Below are 23251 nucleotides of genomic sequence, written 5' to 3' on the forward strand. Positions count from 1 at the left end.
GCGCGTGGCAGGGTCCGGCCCGGAGGGACCCTATGAACCACGTGAAGACCGCCGTCGCGGCGCTGCTGGCCGCCTCGTGCGCCGGCGCGGCCGCCGCCCAGACCGTCAAGATCCTGCCGGAGCGGCCCTATCTGGAGCCCGCCACGGCGGGACCCAGCGCCAATTTCGACATCCTGGTCCGCAACGATGGCGACAAGCCAATGGAGGTCTCGGGCCTGACCGTCCACGTCATCGACACCGCCGGCCGTGAGGTGCTGGAGCGCCGCGTCGACGGCAACGGCGTCACGCCGTCGGTCCAGACCCTGGCCGCCCCGCCGCTAAAGCCGGGCGAGGCGCGGATCGTGTTCAATCCGTTCCCGGTGATCCCGGTCGACATCGCTGTCGGCGGCGTCCGCGTCGAGGTCGAGCTGTCGCCCAGCGAAGGCGACGGGAAGTCGGTCACGGGCGAGGCCAAGGCCAGCTTCCGCAGCGCCCCGGCGTCAGCGCTCAAGCTGGCCCTGCCGCTGGCCGGCAAGGTCTGGGTCTGGGACGGCCACGATCTGATGGGGCACCACCGACGCTGGGACTACAGCCATCCCGCCATCAAGGGTTTCGGCTTCTCCAGCAACGCCATGCGCTACTCCTACGACCTTGTCCGCGTGGACGATCAGGGACGGCGCGTGGTCGGCGATGCGGCCAGGAACGAGAACCATCTCAGCTTCGGCCTGCCGGTCCGCGCGCCCGCCGCCGGCACGGTTGTCGATGTCGAGAACGGCCATACCGACGACGGCAAGTTCGATCCCTCGACCTTCAAGGCCCGCCCGAACCTGGTGCTGGGCAATTACGTCATCGTCCGCCACGCCGACGGGACCTTCAGCGCCCTGGGGCACCTGAAGCAGGGCAGCGTGACGGTGAAGGCGGGCGAGGTGGTCAAGGCCGGCCAGACGATCGCCGCCGTCGGCAATTCCGGGACCTCGATGTTCCCGCACCTGCACTACCAGCTGATGGACGGCCCGACCTTCGCGGCCGAGGGCGTGCCGAGCGCCTTCACCGGCCTGACGCGGGTAAGGGGCGACAAGCGCTCGCCGCTGCCGACCGGGGCGATCGACAGCGGCGACGTGGTGGAGAGCCGCTAGCCGCCGGACTTGGCGACGACGTCTGCCAAGACGGCCTTGTAGGCCGCGTCGAACTTGGTGCGGTCGCTGTCCGGCTTGGCCGGCCACAGCGGCCGCAGCGCCGCCGTGCGGGCGGCGGCGTCGCGCAGCCAGGCCGGATCGGCCTTAGACAGCTTGGCCAGGCGCGCCTCGACCTCGGCCCTGTCGCGGCCGTCATAGGCCAGCAGCGAGAGCAGGGCCCACAGCGCCTGCTCGTCGGCGTTCGGCTTTGCGGCGCCGGGCGCGCGATGCGCCGTCCAGCGGATGGCGTCGACGATCTGGGCGCGATAGCGCGGGTCGCTCCAGGTGCTGGGTGTATGGCCCAGGCTGGTCTGGAAGAGACGCCCCTGGCCGATCTCGCGGGTCCAGGTCACCGGCACGAACCACGGGCGCTTCAGCGCCGTCTCGGTGAAGTCCAGGGCCTGCAGCACGCGGACCTTGGCCGGGTCATAGTCCGAGTACTGATAGATCTCTTCGGCATAGGCGAAACGCGCCGGCCAGGCCTTGTTGACCGGGTCGTTTCCGCCCAGCGCCTGGACGGTGATCGGCGTGCCCATGGTCCACGGATGACCCGCGAACTTGCCGTTGATGAAGGCGGTGTAGGTCTCGCCGGGACCCGTGTAGTCCCAGTGGGTGTCGGTGGCGCTGTGCAGCCCCACGAACCCGCCCTTGCCGCTCTGGACCCAGTTCTGGACCGCCGCCCAGTTCTCGGCCGAGATTGGCAGTTCGCCGGTCGTGTAGAAGATCAGGACGTCGATATCCTTCAGCTTCTCGGGCGTGATGATCCGGGCGTCCTGGGTGGACTCGACGGTGAAGGCGCCGGTCTTGGCGCCGATCTCGGCCAGGGCCACCTCGGACAGCGTCGGGCCGTTGCTGTTCTTCGGGCGGGTGACGGGCTGATGCCGGAAGCCCACGGACTGGTCGAGGTACAGCACGCGGATCTTGGCTGGCGCGGCTTGCGCCGCGACGGGAGCGGAAAGCGCGGCCACCGCCGCGATGAGGGTCAGCAGGCGGGCCATCTTGTTCTTCTCAGCTCTTGGGTTGCAGCAGGTCCCAGCGATTGCCGGAAAGGTCCTCGAACACCGCCACCGTGCCGTAGGCCTCATGGCGGGGTTCCTCCAGGAAGGTGACGCCGGCGGCGCTCATGCGGGCGTGGTCGTCGGCGAAGTCGTCGGTGTGCAGGAACAGCCAGACCCGGCCGCCGCCTTGATTGCCGATCGCCTGGGCCTGGTCGCCGGTCGCTCGGGCCAGCAGGAAGTCCGTGCCGTCGCTTCCCGGCGACACCACGACCCAGCGCTTGCCGTGGCCCATGTCGGTGTTCTCGACCAGGGTGAAGCCCAGCTTGCCGACATAGAAGGCGATCGCCTCGTCATAGTCGGCGACCAGCAGGGACACGAGCGCGACGCGGCGGGCCATTTGCGACTCCTTTGAGTTGGGCGATTGCATAGCACGCGTCAGGCGGTTGTCAGCGTCGGGGTTCTAGACCCTGGCACATCCTCCCCAGCCCCCAAGGAGAACACCCATGAACCGCTCGATCATCCTGACCCTCACCGCGCTGGCCCTGGCGCCGCTGCCGGCCTTCGCGGATGGACCGAAGACCAAGGTCACCGAGGTCGCCGTCAAGGACATCCCGGCCGCCGTGGTGGCGGTGGTCAAGGCGGCCGCGCCGACCATGACTATCAAGGAAGCCGAGCTGAAAGAGCGCGCCGACCGCCGCTACTACGACGTCGAGGGCGTCATGCCCGACGGCTCGGAGATCGAGTTCGACCTGCTGGAGAAGAACGGCGGCTGGGAGATCGTCGAGACCCAGCGCGACATCGCCTGGTCCGCCGCGCCCAAGCTGGTGCGCGACACCGCCGCCGCCTCGGGCAAGTCGATCGCCCCGGTGCGGGTGATCGAGAGCAAGCAGGCCGACGGCATGGTCATTTACGAGCTCTTCGCCGCCGGTAAGCCCGACGAGCCGTCGATGGAGGTCAGCCTGAAGGACGGCAAGGCCAAGGTGCTGGCGGAGGTTTGGCCGCACTGAGGGGCCGTCCTCGTCCTTCGACAAGCTCAGGATGAGGACGACTGTGGCGCGATAGAAACCTCACCCTGAGCCTGTCGAAGGGCGAGGTTTCGGTCTCGCTGACTAACCCCCGCTGTATCCCCCGATGATCGGCAGGATCTCGCCGGTGATGTAGCTGGCCGTCTGCGGCGACGCCAAAAACACATAGGCCGGCGCGATCTCTTCGGGCTGCGCGGCGCGCTTCATCGGGGTCTTCGCCCCGAACTGCGCCACCTGCGGCCCCAGCTTGTCGGCCGGGTTCAGCGGCGTCCAGACCGGCCCCGGCGCCACAGCGTTCACGCGGATGCCCTTGTCGATCAGGTGCGTGGCCAGCGACCGGGTGAAGGCGTGGATGCCGCCCTTGGTCATCGAATAGTCCAGCAGGTCCTTGTTGCCGAGCAGGCCGGTCACCGAGCCGGTGTTGATGATCGAGCCGCCATTGGGCAGGTGCTTCACCGCCGCCTTGGCCATGTGGAAGTAGCCATAGAGGTTGGTCCGCAGGGTGCGGTCGAAGTGCTCCTCGGTCAGGTCCTCGAAGTCGGTGACGTGCTCCTGGAAGGCGGCGTTGTTGACCAGGATGTCCAGCCGGCCGAGCTCCGCGACGGTCTTCTCCACGGCCGCCTTGGCGTAGGCCGGATCGGCGACGTCGCCCGGCAGCAGGACGGCGCGGCGGCCTTCCTTCTCGACGGCGGCCTTGGTCGCCTGCGCGTCCTGATCCTCGCTGAGATAAGCGATGGCGACGTCCGCGCCTTCCCGGGCGAACAGCACGGCCACGGCGCGACCGATGCCGCTGTCGGCGCCGGTGATCAGGGCGACCTTGTGCGCCAGTTTGCCCGAGCCCTTGTAGAAGGGCGCGTCGTACATCGGGGCGGGATCGAGCTTGGTCTCCAGGCCCGGCTTGGCTTGGTGCTGTTCCGGAAAGGGGGGCGCGGGGTAGGGACGGGCGCCAGCCTGCATGGCGTGGCTTCGCCCGTCGTCCTTCTCTGCCTTGGGCTTGAAGGAGCGTTCCTCCTTGGCGTCCAGCGGCGCCTGGATGTCGCGTTCAGCCTGGGCGACGCGGTCGGCCGCGTTCTGGAACTCGGGGGTCTTTGTCTCGGCCATCGCGCGTCTCCTGGGGGGAGCCCGAAGAACCGTTGGGGTGGCGCGATGTTCCAAGCCTCACTAAATGCGGGTTGCCCGAAAAACGGGCATGGGCCACCTTGCCCGCCTTCTTTGACATTGGTGACCACCATGCCGCGCGACGCGGCCGGAACGGCGCTTCCTCCGAAGCGGCCGCGCGGCCCCATTATGACCGACTTGATCGAACTGCTCCGTCTTGCGGGGCCGGTCGTCCTGTCGCGCCTGGGCATCATGGTCATGGGCCTGACCGACGCCATCGTTGTCGGCCACTACTCGGCCCAGCAGCTGGGCTTCCACGCCATGGCCTGGGCGCCGTCGTCGGTGTTCGTCACCGCCAATGTCGGCCTGCTGGTCGGGGTGCAGGTGATGACCGCCCGCGCCATCGGGGCCGGCAACCCGCATGAGACCGGCGCGGTGCTGCGGAGGGGCCTGGTCTACGCCGTCTGGCTGGGCCTGGGCTCGATGGCGCTGCTGGCGCTGCTGGGCCCGCTGTTCCTGCACGCGATGGGGCTTAAGGACGGCCTGGCGGACGGCGCGACCTTGCCGTTGATCGTCTTCTCGCTGTCCCTGCCGGTCTACGCCATCTCGGTGGTGCTGACCTTCTGGCTGGAGGGCCTGGCCCGTCCCGGTCCGGGCGCGGTGATGATGTGGCTGGCCAATGTCGTGAACCTGGGCGCCAACCTGCTGTTCGTGCCCGGAGCCCTCGGCTTGCCGGCCATGGGCGCGGTGGGCGGCGCCTGGTCGACCTTCGTGGCCCGCACCGCACTCGCCATCGCCCTGGCGATCTACGTCATCCGCATGAAGGAGGCCCGCGAGCTTGGCGTCTTCGACAAGCCCGCCCGCGACAGGCCGGCCGAGATCGAGCAGCGGCGGATCGGCTACGGCGCCGGCGCGTCGAACTTCTTCGAGGTCTCGGCCTTTGCCGGCATGAACCTGATCTGCGGCTGGATCAGCGCCATCGCGGTCGCCGCCTATACGGTGGTGCTGAACGTCTCGGCGATCATCTTCATGGTGCCGCTGGGCGTCGCCTCGGCCACGGCCGTGCAGGTCGGACGGGCCTATGGCGCGCGAGATCCGGAAGGCATGAAACGGGCCGGCTGGATCGCCTTCGCGGTGATCGCCGTGGTCGGCGTCCTGTTCGGCCTGCTGCTTTATCCGACCAAGCACTGGGTGGCGCTGGCCTACACCACCGATCCGGCGGCGCTGGCCCTGATCCTGCCAGCGCTGGTCCTGTCGTGCCTGTTCTTCGCCCCTGACGCGGTGCAGGTGGTGGCGGCCCAGGCCCTGCGGGCGCGGGGCGAGGTCTGGGTCCCGACGGCGACCCACCTGATCAGCTACGCCCTGGTCATGGGCCCGCTGGCCTGGTGGCTGGCCATTCCGCGCGGCATGGGCCTGAACGGGGTGCTGATCTCGATCATTGTCACCAGCTTCCTGGCGGCCGGATTCCTGCTGATGCGGTTCCGGATGCTGGACTGGCGCGACCGGCGGCTGGCGGGCGAATGAAGACGGTCACGGTCGAGATCCCCGGCGCCGAGATCACCGACACCCAGCGTTTCCACGAGGTGCTGGCCCGCGCGTTCGGGTTTCCGGCGTTTTACGGGCGCAACCTGAACGCCTTGGCCGACTGCCTGTTCTCGGTCGATGAGCCGGACCACGGCATGGTCGATCCGGCCATCGCCGAGGGCGACCTGGTGCTGGTGCGGATCGACGACGCGCATCTCTTCAAGCAGCGCTGCGGGTACGAGTACGAGATGCTGATCGAGATCGTCGCGCACGAGAACCAGCAACGGGTCCTGAAAGGGCGGGCGCCGGTACTGGGTCTCGTCCTGGTCGGCGACTTGGGCGGCTAGGCCCCCAGGATCCAGCCTTCCTCGGTCGCCGCGGCGTCCAGGGCCTCCTCGGACAGCCCCTTCGGCGCGCCAAACACCGCGCCCAGCTTGCCGGCTTCGTCCAGCTTGGCGAAGTGCTCGGCCAGGGTGCGTACCTGGGTCAGGTCCTTGATCTCGCCGGGCGTGACCGGAGCCTTGAGCAGCGACGGATAGACCTCGGCGACCACGACCGCGACGCCTTCGAGGTCGGCCTCGGTCAAGGTCTTGAAGCCGGTCTCGAACGGCCACACCCGCACGGCCTCACCGCGCGCGTCCTTCAGGCGGCGCACGGCTGGGATGCCGACGATCGCCTGACCGCCGACCGAGCCGTTGTAGTAGAGCTTCCAGATCGAGTGCGCGCCTTTGGCGGCTTCGTCCGCGTAGCGGAACTCCGGCAGGTCGTCGGCGCCATGCTCGCGCGGGCGCTTGGGCTGCAGGGTCGTCAGGGCGTCCTTGGGCGGGCAGCCCCAGAACGGGAAGGGGCCGCCGGTCAGGCGGCGGTTGATCTCGGAGCCGACGCCGAAGCGGTTGTTGGTGTTGTCGACCTTGTCCTTGACCATCTTGGCCAGCTGGTCCCAGACCGCGCGCCAGCGGGTCTCGCCGGGCAGGTTCAGGGCCTGCGAAAGCCCGCGCGGGAAGCCCAGCGGGAAGTCGAAGCCCACCAGGGCCCGCTCGCCGCGTTTCTTGAGGTCGTCGAGGACCGCCGCCAGCCTGGTCTCGGCTTCGGTCCGGGTCGCGGGATTGTAGCTCTCGAAGGTCAGCCGGAAGCGCACGTCGCGCTTGAGCACGCCGATCCAGATGGAGTCCGCGCCGGTGGTCGGCTTGGCCGCCGCGCTCCAATCGACGATCACATAGGCGCTGAACAGACGCGACACGGTACGCGGCTCCGTGGAAGGAAACGAAGCCGCGCTTCTACTCCGGCGCGAACCTTACGGCCAGCCCAGGAGCGCGTTTGAGCGGTGGATTAGGCCGCGTCGCGCATCTTGGTGGCGGGGCCGATCGGGCGGCCTTCGCGGGCGAACCAGCGGATCGGCGGCTCGCACGACTGGCCCAGGGCCGCGCGGACGATGGCCGGCGGGCGGCGCTCTTCCGGGGTCATGAACAGGCCGTTGGCCTTGACCTTCAGGCCGGCGATCTTGTTGGCGCCCAGCATGGTCAGCGGAACGGCCAGGATGAGGCCCAGCAGGATCGGCGCGGTCGAGGTGAACAGGTCCGGCGTGAACCAGAACACGCCGCCCAGGACGAGGCCCGTGACGCTGATCCAGCCCATGGCGACCGAGGCTTCGTTGAAGCTGACCTTGTCGGCGTCGCGGCGCTGGGTGGCCCAGCCGCCGACCTTGCCGGCCAGGATCTCGACGATGGCGCGGGTCTGGGTGAGCATCAGCATCGGGGCGACGAGAGCCGAGAGCAGCATCTCGACAGCCAGGCCGGCGGCGACGCGGCGCTTGCCGCCGAAGCCTTTGGTCTCGGCCTTGCGCGAGAAGACCAGGATCGAACCCATGATCTTGGGGCCGAACAGCAGCAGGAAGGTGATGATCATGGCCCAGGCGGTGGCCTGGATCTCGCGCCAGTCGATCAGGGCGTGCGCGGCGGCCTGCAGGTCGGCCATGGTGAAGGCCGCCTTCTTCAGCTCGGGCATCAGGGCGCGCGAGGTGATGCCGGCCGTCAGGGCGATGAACCACAGCGGCGACAGGGCGTAGCTGAGCACGCCGATCACCAGGTGCATGCGGCTCATCCAGTGCAGGCCGGGCAGGGCGATCAGCGGCACGTGCTGGACGTTGCCGCGGCACCAGCGACGGTCACGGGTGGCGAAGTCGAGCAGGTTCGAGGGGCTCTCCTCGTACGAGCCTTCCAGGTACGGGGCCAGGTGAACGCTCCAGCCGCCACGGCGCAGCAGGGCGCTTTCCAGGGCGTCGTGGCTCATCACTTCGCCGCCGAAGGGCTTGGGACCAGCCAGGTGCGGCAGGCCGCAGGTCTCGGCGAAAGCCCGCGTACGGACGATGGCGTTGTGGCCCCAGAAGGAGCTCTCCGTGCCCGACCACCAGGCCAGGCCCGTCCAGGCGACGCGGCCGTACAGGCGCGTGGCGAACTGCAGGGTGCGGGCGAAGATCGTCTGGCCGTTGATGATCATCGGCATGGTCTGGATCAGGCCGGCGCCGGGGTGACGCTCCATGGCGTCGGCCAGGCGGACCATGGCCTCGCCGGTCATCAGGCTGTCGGCGTCCAGCACCAGCATGTGCTCGTAGGCGCTGCCCCAGCGGCGCACCCAGTCGGCGACGTTGCCGGCCTTGCGGCCCGTGTTTTCCTTGCGGACGCGATAGAAGACGTTGCTGTGGGCCTCACGGCGGAACCGGGCGAAGCAGGCCTGCTCGGCCAGGGCCACCTGGGCGTCGCGCGTGTCGCTGAGCACGAAGATGTCGAAGTGGCGGCTCATGCCCGTCTCGAAGATCGAGGCGTCCATGGCGCGCAGGCGGGCGAAGACGGCGGCGGCGTCCTCGTTGTGCACCGGCATCAGGATGGCCGTACGCGTGTGCAGCTTGGGCATCGGCGTCTCGCCGTCGATGCCCAGCGGATCCTTGGGCTTGCCCAGCAGGATGACGAAGCCGGCGACGGCGGTGCAGAACCACAGCGACAGGGCCAGGAACAGCGGGGCCAGCAGGGTCAGGACCACGCCTTCCAGGCGGGTCACACCGCCCAGGGCGATGGTATCGAAGGTGGCCTTCCAGCCGGCGAAACCCATGGCGATCGTCGCCAGGGCCACGACCCAGCGGCGGAAGGTCATGTTGGCGACCAGCGCCGTGGCGCGGCGCGGACCGCCTTGCCAGAAGCCCAGCGGCTGGACCGGCATGGCCAGCGGAACCTCGGCCGGAATCTCGACCGTGTCACGGCGAACGACCTGATCGAGGGTCACGCTCGTGGAGGAGCGCACGTCGAAGAGGGCGGAGCGATCGCTCATATCGTCAGATCTCGGACTTTTCCGGCGGGCCGGGCTCTCTCCGCGTGTTTCGACGTCGCTGGCCTCTTTCCGCCCCGCCGCGCATCCGCTAGGGACGGGTCGGGGTGTGTGACGGCTTCGTGACGGTCGAAAACCGGCGTGGAGAGCCGCCGGTAATCCCTACAGTAAAACTTCGATCACAAATTCGCTACCAGAAATCACGCTGATTTCGCAGTTGCGAGAAAAAACCTGGGGAAGGCGTCGTGCGTCGGGCGCCCGACGTTGCGAAGGATCTTTGCAAGCCTATGAATTTTAGAGTTTTTATCGCTGCGATGGCCGCCCTAAGCTTGACCGCATGCGGACAGGCCGAGCAACGTAAGAGCCCGCATCCGGGCGCCGTTCAGGCCATGCCGTCGACGGAATCGCTGCCCGCCTATGACGCCCAGGGCGTGATTTCGAGCCTGGATGGCCAGATTCTCACGCTGGATCACGACGGCGCGACCGCCGCGGGCCTCAAGCCCGGGCGCGATAAATTCAAAGTTTACGCTGACGTGTTGGCCGAAGCGCCGATCGCGCCGGGTTCGCGCGTGACGTTCCAGTTTAAGAAGACCCCGGATGGGCTCGAGGTCTCCAGGCTTGAGCCGCGTCCCTAGGCCCGAACGGCCTCGTGAACGGCCTTAAGGGTCTTCAGCAGCGCCGCCGCGCCACCCAGCGGCAGGCAGCTGGGCGCGTCGCACAGGGCCGCGTCCGGATCCGGATGGAATTCCAGGAAGACGGCGTCCGCCCCGGCCGCGACCGCCGACTTGGCGATGATCGGCACGCCTTCGCGGCGTCCGCCGGTCGAGGCCCCGCCGGTGCGCGGGTCGGCGCCCGGCAGCTGGACGGCATGGGTGGCGTCGATCGACACCGGCACGCCCAGGGCTCGCATCTGGCCGACGCCCAGCATGTCGACCACCAGGTTGTTGTAGCCGAACGAGGCCCCACGCTCGCAGAGCACGATCTCCAGGTCGGGCGCGGCCTCGCGGGCCTTGGTGATGATGTTCTTGCAGTCCCAGGGCGCCAGGAACTGGGCCTTCTTGACGTGCATCAGGCCTTCCTGGGCCGCCGTGGCCTTGGCGGCGGCGACGATCAGGTCGGTCTGGCGAACCAGGAAGGCGGGGATCTGGACGAGGTCGGCGACGGCGGCGACCGGCTCGGCCTGATCGGGCTCGTGCAGGTCGGTGGCGATCGGCACGTTCAGCTGGCGCTTGACCTCGGCCAGCATCTTCAGGCCCTCGGCCAGGCCGGGCCCGCGATAGCTGGTGATCGACGAGCGGTTGGCCTTGTCGAAGCTGGCCTTGAACACATAGGGCAGGCCCAGCTCGGCGGTGATCGCCTTCAGCTCGCGCCCGACCGACAGGGCCAGATCCAGGTTCTCCAGCACGTTCAGGCCCGCGATCACGACCAGCGGCTGACCGTCGCCGAACGTGATGTTCCAGCGCTTGAGATGGGCGACGGGCATGGGAGTCTCCTGGGGGCAGATGGGGTCATCTACCCCCGGGAGGTGGCAAGAACTAGCCCAGCTTCACCAGCATCTTGCCCAGGTTCTCACCCGAGAAGAGCTTCAGGAACGCGTCCGGAGCGCGCTCGACGCCTTCCTCGATGGTCTCGTGCCACTTGACCTTCCCGGCCTTGATCCACTCGGCCATGTCCTTGGCGAACTGCGGATAGAGGTCGTAGTGGTTGGAGACGATGAAGCCCTCCAGGCGCAGGCTCTTGCCGACGGCCAGGATGATGTTGGGCGGGCCTTCCGGCTTACCGGTCTCGTTGTATTGCGAGATCATTCCGCACAGGGCGAAGCGGGCGAAGGGGCGGGCCGAGTTGATGGCGGCTTCCAGGTGCACGCCGCCGACGTTCTCGAAATAGACGTCGATGCCCTTGGGCGCGACCTTGGCCAGCTCGGCGACGACGTCGGGCGTGGCCTTGTAGTCGATGACGTGGTCGACGCCGATCGACTTCAGGAACGCCACCTTCTCGGGACCGCCGGCCGAGCCGATCACGGTGTGGCCCTTCAGCTTGGCGATCTGGCAGACGACCGAGCCCACGGCGCCGGCGGCGGCCGAGACGAACACGACGTCGCCATCCTTCAGGGCCGCGACGCGCAGCAGGCCGGCATAGGCGGTCATGCCGGGCATGCCGACCACGCCCAGGAAGGCCTGGGGCGGGATGCCGTGGGTGTCGATCTTGGTGATCGCGCCCATGCCGGCGGCGGCCAGGGCCTTCGGATTGGCGTTGAAGCCCTCACGCCAGCCGAACATCGAGTTGACGATGTCGCCCGGCTGGTAGTCGGGATCGTTGGAGGCGACGATTTCACCGATCGCGCCGCCCTGCAGGGCCTGGCCGATCTGGAACGGCGGCACGTAGCTGGGACGGTCGTACATGCGGCCGCGCATATAGGGGTCGACCGACATCCACAGGTTCCGGACCTGGACTTCGCCATCGCCCGGCGCGGCCAGGTCGACGGTGGCCAGTTCGAAGTCCGAGGCCTGGGGCAGGCCCACGGGACGGCTCTTCAGGCGGATTTCGCGCGAGGTGGTCATGGTGTTCCTCCCTTGTGGCGGCTCGGCTTCGGTCGAGCGTTGCTAATTTAAACGGATGTTTAGCGCGCCCTTACGGAAGTCTCCAGTGCTTCTAAGCGACAGCGAAGCGCGGTAGACAGCGGCCCATGACCCAGACCCTCAAAGCGGGCGTCGTCGGCGCCGGTGTGTTCGGTGGCTATCACGCCAAGAAGTACGTCGAGCTGGACGGCGTGATCCTGGTCGGCGTGTTCGACATCGACCTCGCCCGCGCCACGGCCCTGGCCGAACCGCTGGGCGCGGAAGGCTTCGACGACATGGATGCCTTCCTGGCCGCTGTCGACGTGGTCACGGTCGCCACGCCCGCCGTCCACCACGCCGGCGCGGCCCTGGCGGCGCTGAAGGCGGGCAAGCCGGTCTATTCCGAAAAGCCCCTGGCCGTGACGCCGGAGGACGCGGACCGGATGGTCGCCGCCGCCGCCAAGGCCGGCGTGCCGCTGGCTTGCGGTCACCAGGAGCGGGTTGTGTTCCAGGCCATGGGCCTGCTGGACATTCCCGAGCAACCGCTGCGCCTGGAAGCCGTGCGCCGGGGCACGCCCTCGGACCGCAATCTCGACGTCTCGGTCGTGCTGGACCTGATGATCCACGACATCGACCTGGCCCTGGCCCTGTGCGAGGCCCAGCCGATGACGGTGGACGGCGAGGGTGCGATCACCCGTTCCACGTCGCTCGATTGGGTGAAGGTCGAGGCGATGTTCGAGAACGGCTTCATCGCCGTGTTCGACAGCTCCCGCGTCGCCGAGGCCCGCGAGCGGACCATGAAGGTCGTCTACCCCTCGGGCGAGGTCGAGATCGACTTCCTTCAGCGCACCTTCCGCAACACCACGCCCTATCCGCTGATCGAGAACTTCACCGAGACCCCGGCCGGCAAGGACCCGCTGGGCCTGTCGGTCGCTGGTTTCCTCGCGGCCGTGCGGGGCGAAGCTCCTCGCCCGGTTGTGACCGGCGAGGAAGCCGCCCGCGCCCTCGACCTCGCGCTCGCGGTGGAGCAGGCGGCCGAGGGCTAGCCGCTACAGGCTCACCTGGGTCCCCAGTTCGACCACCCGCCCGGGCGGAAGGTGGAAGAAGGTCGTCGGGTCGGCGGCGTTGCGGGTCAGGAAGGTGAAGAGCTTGCGCTTCCAGGCCGGCAGGGCGTCGCTGGCCGTCGAGGGCACGATGGTCCGGCGGCTGACGAAGAACGACGTGCTCATGATGTCGAACTTCAGGCCCTGCTTGCGGCAGGCCGCCAGGGCCTGGGGGATGTTCGGGCTCTCCATGTAGCCGTAGCGCAGGGTGATCAGCCACCAGCGGTCGTCCAGCGCCTTGGTCTCGATCCGCTCTTCCTCGGGCACGTGAGGGCGGGTCTCGCTGACCACCTTCAGCAGCACGTTGCGGTCATGCAGCACCTTGAAGTGCTTGAGGCTGTGCATCAGGGCCGGCGGGGTCGTTTCCGGGTCCGAGGTCATGAACACCGCCGTGCCGGCCGTCGAGGCGGCCGGGCGGCGCAGGATCATCTCGCGGAAGTCGGCGAAGGGCAGGCCGTCCTTGCTGAGCTTGGTCCGCAGGCGCTCGGTGGCGCCGACGAAGACCGCCATCAGCAGGCAGAGGCTGGCGCCCAGGGCCAGGGGAACCCAGCCGCCGGTCAGCACCTTCAGAAGGTTGGCGGCGAAGAAGGTCAGGTCCAGGAGCAGCAGCGGCACGATCAGGGCGAGGGCCGTAGCCAGGCGCCATTTCCAGACGTGGCGCACGACGATGTAGGCCAGCATGGTGGTCACCACCATCGTGCCGGTCACCGAGATGCCGTAGGCGTGGGCCAGGGCGCTGGACGAGCGGAACGACAGCACCACCAGCACCACGCCGACGAACAGCAGCCAGTTGATCGGGGCGACATAGATCTGGCCGGCCTCGGTCGACGAGGTGATCTTGACGTCCATACGCGGCAGCAAGCCCAGCTGGATCGCCTGCTGGGTCAGGGAGAAGGCCCCGGTAATCACCGCCTGGCTGGCGATGACGGTGGCGACGCCGGAGAACAGCACCAGCCCCAGCCGCCACTGGTGCGGCGCCATCAGGAAGAACCAGTCGGCGTTGGGCAGGGCGGTGTTGGAGGCTTCGGCGATCGCCAGCGCCTTCGAGGCCAGGGCCGCCTGGCCGAAATAGTTCAGGGCCAGCATCGGCAGGGCCAGGGTGAACCATGAGAACTGGATCGGACCGCGCCCGAAGTGGCCCATGTCGGCCGTCAGGGCCTCGGCCCCGGTGACGGTCAGGAACACCGCGCCCATCACCAGGAAGCCCGTCAGGCCGTGATGGGTCAGGAAATAGATGGCGTAGGTCGGCGAGATCGCGCCCAGCACCGCCGGATCGTCCTTGATGTGCCAGAGGCCCAGGGCGCCCAGGCACAGGAACCAGCAGACCATGATCGGGCCGAAGATGTTGGCGACCTTGGCCGTGCCCTTGGCCTGGAAGCTGAAGAGGGCGGTCAGGATCACCAGGCTGACGACGATGACCTCCTGGGTCCCGAACCAGTGCTGGAAGCCCTTCACCGACTTCAGGCCCTCGACGGCGGACAGCACCGACACCGCCGGGGTGATGATCCCATCGCCGTAGAACAGCGCCGCGCCGATGGCGCCAAGGGCGAAGATCAGGCCGGTGCGGCCCTTCGCGCCCTGCTGGGCCAGGGCCATCAGTGACAGCACCCCGCCTTCGCCCTTGTTGGAGGCGCGCATCAGGAAGAGGACGTATTTGATCGTCACGACCAGGATCAGCGCCCACAGCGCCAGGGACAGCACGCCCATGATCTCCGGGCGGACCAGGCCGTCGCGGGCGGCCTCCTCCAGCGCGTCGCGGAAGGCGTAGAGGGGGCTGGTGCCGATGTCGCCGAACACGACGCCCACGCTGCCCAGCGCCAACGGCCAGAAACGCGACGCCGCGTGGCCGTGGTGGGAAGCTTGAGTTGTCGAAGAGGTGGAATCGGCAGCGGCGAGGGGGTCTTTACCCGCCATGTAAGCTCGAGGCTCCAAGCGCCGGCTCACGTCCGGCGGCCGGCGCTGTACGCCTGCTTGTGCACCGCAGCAATCGAAAAGGCGACGCTCTCGAAAGCGTGATCGCCAGGCGTCAGGCCAGCCTAGTCGTCGAGGTCGAAGGGCAGCTCGTCCTGGTCGATGTTGTTCTCGCGGCGCGCCTTGGACACCGGCTTGTAGCTGGGCGTCGGCGGCGGCGCGGGCGTGTCGAAATCATCGTCCCAGGGCGGGTCGTCGAACATGTCGGGTTCGGCCGGCGGCGGAGGCGGCGCCGAAGGGCGCGACGCCGGGCGAGCCGCGCCCGGCCGTGCGGCCTGGTCGAACGACGAGCGGCGGGCCAGGGGCGGCGGTGTGTCCGGCAGGGGCGGCGGCGGCGCGCGATAGTCGTCGTCCTCGTCCTCCTCGTCGTCATAGACGGGTTCCGGCGGCGGCGCGGGGCGCGCGGAGACGACCGGGGCCGGCGCGACCTGCTGCTCGGGACGCGGCGGGCGTGGGGGCAGGGGGCGACGGACGATGGCCTCGCAACGGGCCAGCCAGCGATTGGCCTCCTGCATCAGTTCGCCGGGCGAGCGGCTCTCGCGGCGCTGCTCGTCGCCGGGGGCCCAGAGCTCCAGCATGAAGTCGGGATGGCGCGGGTCGTCGAAGACCAGGCGCAAGGTGACGCGCTCGGCCTGGGGCGCGACGTGGTCGATGGCCCGGCGGCCTTCGCCTCTGAACACGCGGCCCATGACCTGGCCGTCGACCAGCAGTTCGGCGCCCATAAGTTCCTCGAGCCGATAGACCAGGCACCAGCCGCCCCGATCCCAGGCCACCGCCAACAGGTTGGTGGAGAACGAGAAACCCGCGCCGCGGCCCCGGCCGCGCGCGACCATCACGCCTTCCGGATCGCTCTTGAGCACGTTGCGCAAGGCGCGGCGGATACGCCGGTCCTCGTCGCCGTACCAGATGGCCAGGCTGCCCAGGAACGTCACCGCCGAACCGGCGATGGCGACGAACAGCAGGAGACGCGCGAGTTCGCTCATAGTGGGGGAAGGCTAGCGGGAGTCGCGTTTTCGGGACAGGCGGCGACTAGTCGCGGAAGTGGCCGACGACCGGCACGTGGTCCGAGGGCTTTTCCTTTTCGCGCTCGTCGCGGTGGATGACGACGTCGGTCAAGCGGTCGGCGGCCTGGGGCGAGCACAGCAGGTGGTCGATGCGGATCCCCAGGTTCCGGGGCCAGGCGCCGGCCTGGTAGTCCCAGAAGGTGTAGCCGCCCGGCGCGCCGTCGACCTGCATGTAGGCGTCGGCGAAGCCCAGGTTCTTCAGCGCCCGGAACGCGCCCCGGCTCTCGGGCTGGAACAGGGCGTCGCCCAGCCAGGCCTCGGGATTGGCCACGTCCTCGGCCTCGGGGATGACGTTGTAGTCGCCCAGGATGACCAGGGGCTCCTCGAAGGCCAGCAGCGTTTGGGCGTGGGCGTGCAGGCGACGCATCCAGGCCAGCTTGTAGTCGAACTTCTCGGTCCCGAGCGGATTGCCGTTGGGCAGGTAGATGCCGACCACCCGGAACGGCGTCGGCGCATTGATCACCGCCTCGACATAGCGCGACTGCTCGTCGACCTCGTCCTCGGACAGGAAGGGCAGGCCCTTGCGGACGTCGTCGATCGGGAACTTCGAGAGCAGGGCCACGCCGTTGTAGGTCTTCTGGCCATGGACGACGACGTTGTAGCCAAGCCGTTCAAAGGCTTCGGTCGGGAACTTCTCGTCGACGCACTTGATCTCCTGCAGCACCGCGACGTCGGGGGCTTCGGCTTCGAACCAAGCCAATACCCCTTCCAGGCGAGCATTGACCGAGTTGACGTTCCAGGTGGCGATACGCATTGACGGCTCCAGAGTGCGCCGGGAAGCTAGGGCTCATGAAGGTCCCGCTCAAGTCACCGCGCGCATCGAAACAGGTCCTGTGGATGGTCCTGGCGACGGGCGCGTGTGTCGCGCTGGCGGTCGTCGGCGCGATCCTGGCGATCTTCACGCCGGTGATCTTCGACAACGGCAACGTGCGCAACCCGCTCGCCTGGCTGGGCTTCCTGCTGGCGGCGCTGTTCTGGGTCGTCTGCCTGCTGTCGCCGCTCGCTAGCTGGATCGTCTGGCGCAAGGGCGAGGCCCAGGCGGCCTGGGGCTTCATGGCCGCGCCGCTGGCCTGGGGCGCGGTGACGCTGACCCTGCTGCAGTTCGTGCCGAGCTAGGCCCGAGACGCTAGATCGAGAAACTCACGCCGCAGCCGCAGCTGGACTTGGCGTTCGGGTTGCGGACCCGGAACTCCGCGCCGGCCAGTTCGTCGACGAAGTCGATCTCCGAGCCCTTCAGGAGGGCCAGGGACACCACGTCCACCAGGGCCACGGCGTCGTCACGCTCGACCTTCAGGTCGTCGTCCTCGACGGTGTCGACCAGGTCGAACCGGTACTGGAAGCCCGAGCAGCCGCCGCCATCGACGGCGACGCGGAGCATCAGCGGGCGTCCCTCGGTCGCGGCGATAGCCTTGATCCGACGAGCGGCGTTTTCGGAAAGCGTTAAGTCTACTTGGGTCATGGCTGCGTAAAGGTCATCCTTGGCCTATATGAGGACGTCGCGGCCTCTTCGGAAGGGGCCAAATCGTCCAATGCGATAAAGGCGGTTCATGTCCTCCACTCCGTACTTCGTTCCTCGCGCCCCCTACGCCGAAGATCCCTTCAAGTCGAAGGGGCGCCGGTTCAAGGAGGATGAGAGCCGGACCCGGACCCCGTTCGCCCGCGATCGCGACCGCATCATCCACGCCTCGGCCTTCCGCCGGCTGAAGGAAAAGACCCAGGTTTTCGTGGCCCACGAGGGCGACAACTTCCGCACGCGCCTGACCCACTCGCTGGAAGTGGCGCAAGTCGCGCGCTCGCTGGCGACGGCCCTGGGGCTGGACAGCGACCTGGCCGAGACCATCGCCCTGGGCCACGACCTGGGCCATCCGCCGTTCGGCCACGCCGGCGAGGACGAACTGGAAATCCAGATGAAGCCGTACGGCGGCTTCGACCACAACGTGCAGACCTTCCGCGTGGTGACCGAGCTGGAGCACCGCTATCCGGACTTTCTCGGGCTCAACCTAACCTGGGAGACCCTGGAAGGGATCATCAAGCACAACGGCCCGGTGACCAACAAGCTGGGCAAGCCGTCCTGGAAGGCGATCTCCAAGTACGACGACGAATACGAGCTGGGCCTCGACACCTGGGCTTCGGCCGAGGCGCAGGTCGCGGCCCTGGCCGACGACATCGCCTACAACAACCACGACGTGGATGACGGCGTCACTGCCGGCCTGTTCAGCCTGGAAGACCTGATGGACGTGCCGCTGATCGGCCCGATCCTGTTCGCGGTGAAGAGCGAGCGGCCCGACCTGGACGCGCGGCTGACCCATCTGGAGGCCATCCGTCGGATGATCGGGGCGATGATCGACGACGTGATGGGCGAGACCCTGCAGCGCGCCGCCGCCACCGGCGTGTCGTCGGCCGACGACGTCCGGGGCCTGGATCACGCCCTGGTCGCGTTCTCGCCGGACATGGCCGAGGACCTGGCCCGCCTGCGCGCCTTCCTCTACGAGCGCATGTACCGTCACTGGCGCGTCAATCGGACACGCAGCCAAGCTCGCCGTATTCTGGGCGAAATGTTCGCGCTTTTCTTGAAGGAGCCGGAGGTCCTCCCGACCGTCTGGTTCGCCAAGTCGCAGAACCGCGACGAAGCCGGCCGGGCCCGGGTGGTGTGCGACTACATCGCCGGCATGACCGACCGCTTCGCGATAGAAGAGCACCGCAAGCTGTTCCACCTCGACGTCTGGAACTAGGCCCCAAGGCCCGGAGACGCGAGGGCAGGGACGCGAGCGGCTTTCCGTCTGCCACCTGAGCGGGGCGGATGCTTCTTGGACGCGCCGCTGGAGGGTAACCTAAGGTCGCGCGCGTCTGATTCGAGGCGTTCGATCCGCGCGTCCCCTGTTCTGGGGCCTACGAGTATCTGGAGCCTGTCTGAGATGTCCGACCCGCACCGCGGAGCCTATACGCCGCCCACCGACGCGCCGTTGTCGTTCGACGCGCGTCAGCCCGTGCGCGGGGCGCGCCCGCTGCCGATGACGCTGATCATCAGCGCCGTCGTGCTGGTGACCCTGACCGTGGCGGTGGTGATGGTCTATCGCGGCGGCATCCGCAATCCGAACGAGCCGCCGCAGGCGGTCGGCACGGAAGTGGCGCAGATGAAGACCGCGCCGGCGGCCAGCAGCCAGCCGAAGGATCCGGCGGCCGGCCTGCAGATCTATCACAACGAGGAAGCGCAGCCCTCGGCCACCTTCGCGCCGCCGCCCGAAGCGCCGGCCGCGCGTCCGACGACGCCGACCGCGACGGCTCCGGTGCAGAGCGCGACCCTGCCGGCCGCCAAGCCCGCGACCGCCGCGCCGGCTCCGACCATCGAGTCCCTGGCCACCGCCGCCGCCCAGAAGCCCGCACCCAAGCCGGTGCAGCTGGCCCAGGCCACGCCGCCGAAGCCCGTCGCCGCCGCTCCGGCCCCGACCGCCGCCGCGCCGAAGCCCGTCGCGACGGCCTCGGGCCCGGCCTCGGTGCAGATCGGCGCCCTGTCCTCGCCCGCCCTGGCCGACAAGGCCTGGAGCGACGCCGTCCGCCTGGCCCCGGGCCTGGCCGCCGGCAAGGGCAAGAAGGTCGAGGCGATCGACAAGAACGGCGCCACGCTCTACCGCACCTCGGTGACGGGCTTCGCCAGCCGCGAAGCCGCCAAGGCCTTCTGTGAGGCGATCGCCGCCTCGGGCAAGTCCTGCTTCGTCAAATGAGCCTGCTATCGGGAGCGCCCACCGCCGCCATCCTCGGCTGCGCCGGAACCACTCTTTCGCGTGAAGAGGTCGAGTTCTTCAGGGACGTGAAGCCCTGGGGCTTCATCCTGTTCAAGCGCAACATCGCCGATCCGGAGCAGGTGAGGGCGCTGACCGCCGCCCTGCGCGCCACGGTCGGCCGCGACGACGCCCCGATCCTGATCGACCAGGAGGGCGGCCGCGTCGCTCGCCTGCAGCCGCCGCACTGGCGTACCTACCCGCCGGGCCGCGCCTACGGCCAACTGGTCGCCAACGACCCGCTGGTGGCCCGCGAGATCACCCGCCTGAGCGCGCGCCTGATCGCCCACGATCTGCACAGCCTCGGCATCAATGTCGACTGCGTGCCGGTGCTGGACGTGCCGGACCCCAAGGGTCACGAGATCATCGGCGACCGCGCCTATGGCGACACGCCCGAGCAGGTGGCGACCCTGGGCCGCGCGGCGGCCGAGGGTCTGCTGGCCGGCGGCGTCCTGCCGATCATCAAGCACATCCCCGGCCACGGCCGCGCCATGAGCGACAGCCACCTGGAGCTGCCGGTCGTGAAGGCCAAGCTGGCCGAGCTGGACGCTCGCGACTTCGCGCCGTTCCGCGTGCTGTCCGACATGCCGATGGCGATGACGGCGCACGTCGTCTACACGGCCATCGACCGCAAGAACCCGGCCACGACCTCCAAGAAGGCCATCAAGAAAATCATCCGCGAATCCATCGGCTTCGACGGACTTCTGATGAGCGACGACCTGTCGATGAAGGCGCTGTCGGGCGACTTCAAGCAGCGGGCCAAGGACAGCCTGGCCGCCGGCTGCGACGTCGTCCTGCACTGCAACGGCGACATGGCCGAGATGAAGGCCGTGATGTCGGGCGTCGGCAAGATGTCCAAGGAGGCCCGCCGCCGGGCGCAGGCCGTGATGGGCCGCCTGGTCAAGGTTCCCGAACCCTTCGACGTGGCCGAGGCCCGCGCCCGCTTCGACGCGGCGTTCGACGGCAAGTACGCTTGAGCACGGGCTTCCAGCCCACTTTCGACTTCGAGGCCGCCAACGAGGCGGCCGAAGACGGCGCGGCGCTGGTCATCGACATCGACGGGTACGAAGGCCCGCTGCATGTGCTGTTGGCCCTGGCGCGCAGCCAGAAGGTTGACCTGCTGCAGCTGTCGATCACGCGCCTGGCCGAGCAGTATCTGGCCTTCGTTCAGCAGGCCCGCCGCGTGCGCTTCGCCCTGGCGGCCGACTATCTCGTCATGGCCGCCTGGCTGGCGTACCTCAAGTCCCGCCTGCTGCTGCCCAAGCCCGAGCGCGCCAAGGCCGAGGAGCCGCCGGCCGAGGAGATGGCCGCGCAGCTGGCCTTCCGCCTGGCCAAGCTGGACGTGATGCGTAAGGCTGTCGAAGCCCTGAAGGATCGCCCGATCCTCAAGCGCGACGTCTTCATGCGCGGCGACCCGGAGGCGGTGAAGATCGTCTCCTCGACCCGACTGGAGGGCGACCTCTACGGCCTGATGAGCGCCTACATCACCCAGCGCAAGCGCGAGCACAGCCGCCACTACGCGCCGCGTCCGCCGACCGCCTATCCACTGGAAGACGCTCGCGACCGCCTGCGCAGCCTGCTGCCCAAGATGGAGGACTGGACCGTCCTCACCACCGTCGCCCCGATGGAGCGGGTGCTGGAGGAGGATGACGGCCCGACGCCCGCCTCGTATCTGGCCTCGACCCTGTCGGCGTCGCTGGAGCTGGTGAAGGAGGGCATCCTCGAAGCTCGCCAGATGGAGCACTTCCAGGACATCTATCTCAGGACTAGGGCGGAGCCGCTGGAGGTTACGGAATGAACCTTTCCTTCCGTCCGACTTCCCCGGCGAATGCCGGGGCCCAGATCGAACCCAAGAGCGCTCGACAAGCTGGCGGAGCGCATCTCGGATCATCCCAAACCGCTCAGGTTGAATCTGGGGCCCGGCATTCGCCGGGGAAATCGGTTATGGGGTGGGCATGAGCACGGAACTCGAACCTCTCTTCGTCGAGCGCTGCATCGAGGCCCTGCTGTTCGCGGCGGCCGAGCCGCTCAGCGACGTCGACCTGGCCAAGCGCCTGCCGGAAGGCGCGGACATCGCCGCCGGCATAGCGGGCCTGCGGGCGCGCTACGAGGGCAGGGGGATCGAGCTAGTCTGCGTGGCCAATCGCTGGCGCTTCCAGACCGCCAACGACCTGTCTTTCCTGATGACCGAAGAGCGCGAGGAGCCGCGCCGCCTGTCCAAGGCCGCCCAGGAGACCCTGGCCATCGTCGCCTACCACCAGCCGGTGACCCGGGCCGAGATCGAAGCGGTGCGCGGCGTCCAGGCCAGCCGAGGCACAATCGACGTGCTGCTGGAGCTGGGCCTGATCCGTATGCGCGGCCGCCGGCGTACGCCGGGCCGACCGGTGACCTTCGGGACGACGGACGCCTTCCTGGAGCACTACGGCCTGGCGACCCTGGCCGACCTGCCGGGCATCGCCGAGATGAAGGCCGCCGGTCTTCTGGAGATGAACCTGCCGCCGGGCTTCAACGTGCCCGATCCGCTGGGCCTGCGCCCGGGCGAGGATGAGGATCCGCTGGACCTTGACGACGGCGAGACGCCCGAATTCGCGCAGGACTTCCTGGGCGAGCCGGAGAAGGCTGAGAGCCCCTCATAGCCGACCTCCCCGGCGAATGCCGGGGCCCAGATTCATCCGGAGTGATTTGGGTGTTCGCGCCAGCGGCTTCAAAACCGCATCGGCGTTCGTGGGTTCGACCTGGGTCCCGGCATTCGCCGGGGAGATCGGTGTCGATCACGCCAGGATGTTGGCCACCAGGCCGTTCTTGTTCTTCTTGTCCGGGTCGTTTTCGACCTGCTGCTTGATCATGTCCTTGATCTTGTCCTCGACCTTCTTGCGGTCTTCGGGGGACATGGCCTTCACCTGTTCCTCGGTCAGGCCCAGCTTGGACAGCATCGCGGCCCGCATCTTCTGGGCCGGCGTCATGGACTGGTACTTCAGGAACTCGTCCTTGGCCGACAGTTCCTCGATCGGGGAGGACGCGCCGGCGCTGACGCCGCCGTAGGAACCGACGAAGCTGGACGAACCGACGGAAGAAATAGACATGGACGCTGTCCCGCACTGAGGGTGCGACATCTTGGCAAGTCGCGTGCCAGGAGCGGAAAGCTAGGCTTTGCAAACCCTTAGCCCACAAGGTGCGACGCGAAACGGGGCCGGTCGGTCAACTTCGCCGAGCAGAACTTGCCCAATGGCTGAGCCGCGGGCCGAGACCTCGCGCTTCGTGGTGGAACGATGGTCGCCAGCCCCGCGAACGCCTATATTCTTCGGCATGTTGTAACGACGCGTCGCAGCGGCTACAGGGCGCTGTCGCAAGGAGTCTCCGTTATGGGAAGTTTCGGTCCTATCCACTGGATCATCGTCGCTGTCGTGGTGCTGCTGCTGTTCGGCGGTCGCGGCAAGCTGTCGGGCATCATGGGCGACGCGGCCAAGGGCATTAAGGCCTTCAAGGAAGGTCTGAAGGACGACGTCAGCACCGAAGTCGCCGACAACAAGGCCAAGGGCTCGCTGCCGCGCACCGAGTCGGAATCCGAAGAACTTCGCAAGTCGTAAGGCGTTAGCGCGCGTGGGGGCCGTTCTCCGCGCGCGATGATCCAACCTCGCGGGGAGCCCATGGCTCCTCCG

General features: G+C 68.4%; 25 protein-coding genes. 13 read left to right on the forward strand and 12 right to left on the reverse strand.

Annotated features, from left to right (window positions below; all coding sequences use genetic code 11):
* Window positions 1-32 precede the first annotated feature (32 nt).
* Window positions 33-1115 carry a M23 family metallopeptidase gene (locus AC07NN_RS13780; RefSeq protein ID WP_494641608.1) on the forward strand — a complete coding sequence of 361 codons (1083 nt, stop codon included), beginning with the start codon at window positions 33-35 and terminating at the stop codon, window positions 1113-1115.
* Here AC07NN_RS13780 and AC07NN_RS13785 read toward each other — a convergent pair.
* Window positions 1112-2152: a ThuA domain-containing protein gene (locus AC07NN_RS13785; RefSeq protein ID WP_494641610.1), complete on the reverse strand. Its 1041-nt coding sequence runs from the start codon at window positions 2150-2152 to the stop codon at window positions 1112-1114. The genes AC07NN_RS13780 and AC07NN_RS13785 overlap by 4 nt on opposite strands.
* Window positions 2153-2162: 10 nt before the next feature.
* A complete protein-coding gene (locus AC07NN_RS13790) occupies window positions 2163-2549 on the reverse strand; it encodes a VOC family protein (protein ID WP_494641612.1) in 387 nt (128 codons plus the stop codon).
* Between the two features lie 106 nt (window positions 2550-2655).
* Between AC07NN_RS13790 and AC07NN_RS13795 the strand changes: the two genes are divergently transcribed.
* Entirely contained in the window at window positions 2656-3159 is a 504-nt protein-coding gene (locus tag AC07NN_RS13795) for a hypothetical protein (protein ID WP_494641614.1), read from the forward strand.
* Window positions 3160-3261: 102 nt separating this feature from the next.
* Here AC07NN_RS13795 and AC07NN_RS13800 read toward each other — a convergent pair whose 3' ends face one another.
* Complete coding sequence (locus AC07NN_RS13800; protein WP_494641616.1) at window positions 3262-4278, reverse strand: SDR family oxidoreductase; 1017 nt, start codon at window positions 4276-4278, stop codon at window positions 3262-3264.
* Between the two features lie 111 nt (window positions 4279-4389).
* On the opposite strand from AC07NN_RS13800, the gene AC07NN_RS13805 reads away from it, so the two are divergent.
* On the forward strand, window positions 4390-5799 hold the full coding sequence (locus AC07NN_RS13805) for an MATE family efflux transporter (RefSeq protein ID WP_494641617.1): 1410 nt from the start codon (window positions 4390-4392) through the stop codon (window positions 5797-5799).
* Window positions 5796-6146 carry a barstar family protein gene (locus AC07NN_RS13810; RefSeq protein WP_494641620.1) on the forward strand — a complete coding sequence of 117 codons (351 nt, stop codon included), beginning with the start codon at window positions 5796-5798 and terminating at the stop codon, window positions 6144-6146. Before AC07NN_RS13805 ends, AC07NN_RS13810 begins: the two co-directional genes overlap by 4 nt.
* Here the strand turns inward: AC07NN_RS13810 and AC07NN_RS13815 are convergent.
* Together AC07NN_RS13815 and mdoH are read right to left on the reverse strand one after the other, a co-directional pair.
* A complete protein-coding gene (locus AC07NN_RS13815; protein ID WP_494641622.1) occupies window positions 6143-7039 on the reverse strand; it encodes a cobalamin biosynthesis protein CbiG in 897 nt (298 codons plus the stop codon). The two genes, AC07NN_RS13810 and AC07NN_RS13815, sit on opposite strands and share 4 nt — an antisense overlap.
* Window positions 7040-7128: 89 nt before the next feature.
* A complete protein-coding gene (gene mdoH / locus AC07NN_RS13820; RefSeq protein ID WP_494641624.1) occupies window positions 7129-9120 on the reverse strand; it encodes a glucans biosynthesis glucosyltransferase MdoH in 1992 nt (663 codons plus the stop codon).
* 242 nt (window positions 9121-9362) lie between these two features.
* Between mdoH and AC07NN_RS13825 the strand changes: the two genes are divergently transcribed.
* Entirely contained in the window at window positions 9363-9752 is a 390-nt protein-coding gene (locus tag AC07NN_RS13825) for a copper-binding protein (protein WP_494641627.1), read from the forward strand.
* Here AC07NN_RS13825 and kdsA read toward each other — a convergent pair.
* On the reverse strand, window positions 9749-10600 hold the full coding sequence (gene kdsA, locus AC07NN_RS13830) for a 3-deoxy-8-phosphooctulonate synthase (protein WP_494641630.1): 852 nt from the start codon (window positions 10598-10600) through the stop codon (window positions 9749-9751). The two genes, AC07NN_RS13825 and kdsA, sit on opposite strands and share 4 nt — an antisense overlap.
* A 52-nt stretch (window positions 10601-10652) precedes the next feature.
* Window positions 10653-11678, reverse strand: coding sequence for an NADP-dependent oxidoreductase (locus AC07NN_RS13835; protein WP_494641632.1), 1026 nt, complete (start codon window positions 11676-11678; stop codon window positions 10653-10655).
* Window positions 11679-11803: 125 nt separating this feature from the next.
* Here AC07NN_RS13835 and AC07NN_RS13840 point away from each other — a divergent pair, with 125 nt between their 5' ends.
* The gene (locus AC07NN_RS13840; protein ID WP_494641634.1) at window positions 11804-12721 is read left to right on the forward strand and encodes a Gfo/Idh/MocA family protein; all 918 of its coding nucleotides are present in this window, start codon (window positions 11804-11806) and stop codon (window positions 12719-12721) included.
* A gap of 3 nt (window positions 12722-12724) precedes the next feature.
* Here AC07NN_RS13840 and AC07NN_RS13845 read toward each other — a convergent pair whose 3' ends face one another.
* The 3 genes from AC07NN_RS13845 to xth form a co-directional block, all read right to left on the reverse strand.
* Entirely contained in the window at window positions 12725-14692 is a 1968-nt protein-coding gene (locus AC07NN_RS13845) for a potassium transporter Kup (RefSeq protein ID WP_494641636.1), read from the reverse strand.
* 122 nt (window positions 14693-14814) lie between these two features.
* Window positions 14815-15732 (reverse strand): hypothetical protein, encoded by a 918-nt coding sequence (locus AC07NN_RS13850; protein ID WP_494641638.1) that lies wholly within the window; start codon window positions 15730-15732, stop codon window positions 14815-14817.
* A 46-nt stretch (window positions 15733-15778) separates the two neighbouring features.
* Window positions 15779-16567 (reverse strand): exodeoxyribonuclease III, encoded by a 789-nt coding sequence (xth, locus tag AC07NN_RS13855; RefSeq protein WP_494641640.1) that lies wholly within the window; start codon window positions 16565-16567, stop codon window positions 15779-15781.
* Window positions 16568-16602: 35 nt separating this feature from the next.
* On the opposite strand from xth, the gene AC07NN_RS13860 reads away from it, so the two are divergent.
* The gene (locus AC07NN_RS13860) at window positions 16603-16929 is read left to right on the forward strand and encodes a hypothetical protein (RefSeq protein WP_494641642.1); all 327 of its coding nucleotides are present in this window, start codon (window positions 16603-16605) and stop codon (window positions 16927-16929) included.
* Between the two features lie 10 nt (window positions 16930-16939).
* On the opposite strand, the gene erpA is transcribed toward AC07NN_RS13860, so the two are convergent.
* Window positions 16940-17272, reverse strand: coding sequence for an iron-sulfur cluster insertion protein ErpA (gene erpA, locus AC07NN_RS13865; protein WP_494641644.1), 333 nt, complete (start codon window positions 17270-17272; stop codon window positions 16940-16942).
* An 88-nt stretch (window positions 17273-17360) separates the two neighbouring features.
* Here erpA and AC07NN_RS13870 point away from each other — a divergent pair, with 88 nt between their 5' ends.
* From AC07NN_RS13870 to scpB, 5 genes are all read left to right on the forward strand, one after another.
* On the forward strand, window positions 17361-18545 hold the full coding sequence (locus tag AC07NN_RS13870; protein WP_494641646.1) for a deoxyguanosinetriphosphate triphosphohydrolase: 1185 nt from the start codon (window positions 17361-17363) through the stop codon (window positions 18543-18545).
* A 183-nt stretch (window positions 18546-18728) separates the two neighbouring features.
* Window positions 18729-19535, forward strand: a complete 807-nt coding sequence (gene ftsN / locus AC07NN_RS13875; protein ID WP_494641648.1) for a cell division protein FtsN — start codon at window positions 18729-18731, stop codon at window positions 19533-19535.
* A complete protein-coding gene (gene nagZ / locus AC07NN_RS13880; protein WP_494641650.1) occupies window positions 19532-20569 on the forward strand; it encodes a beta-N-acetylhexosaminidase in 1038 nt (345 codons plus the stop codon). The genes ftsN and nagZ overlap by 4 nt, the downstream gene beginning before the upstream one ends.
* On the forward strand, window positions 20566-21390 hold the full coding sequence (locus AC07NN_RS13885) for a segregation and condensation protein A (protein WP_494641652.1): 825 nt from the start codon (window positions 20566-20568) through the stop codon (window positions 21388-21390). The genes nagZ and AC07NN_RS13885 overlap by 4 nt, the downstream gene beginning before the upstream one ends.
* A 157-nt stretch (window positions 21391-21547) precedes the next feature.
* Complete coding sequence (gene scpB, locus AC07NN_RS13890) at window positions 21548-22228, forward strand: SMC-Scp complex subunit ScpB (RefSeq protein WP_494641654.1); 681 nt, start codon at window positions 21548-21550, stop codon at window positions 22226-22228.
* A gap of 135 nt (window positions 22229-22363) precedes the next feature.
* Here scpB and AC07NN_RS13895 read toward each other — a convergent pair whose 3' ends face one another.
* Window positions 22364-22675, reverse strand: coding sequence for a hypothetical protein (locus AC07NN_RS13895; RefSeq protein ID WP_494641656.1), 312 nt, complete (start codon window positions 22673-22675; stop codon window positions 22364-22366).
* A 279-nt stretch (window positions 22676-22954) separates the two neighbouring features.
* Between AC07NN_RS13895 and AC07NN_RS13900 the strand changes: the two genes are divergently transcribed.
* The gene (locus tag AC07NN_RS13900) at window positions 22955-23179 is read left to right on the forward strand and encodes a twin-arginine translocase TatA/TatE family subunit (protein ID WP_494641659.1); all 225 of its coding nucleotides are present in this window, start codon (window positions 22955-22957) and stop codon (window positions 23177-23179) included.
* Window positions 23180-23251 lie beyond the last annotated feature (72 nt).

It is taken from the genome of Caulobacter sp. GW821-FHT09H08 (assembly GCF_059415885.1).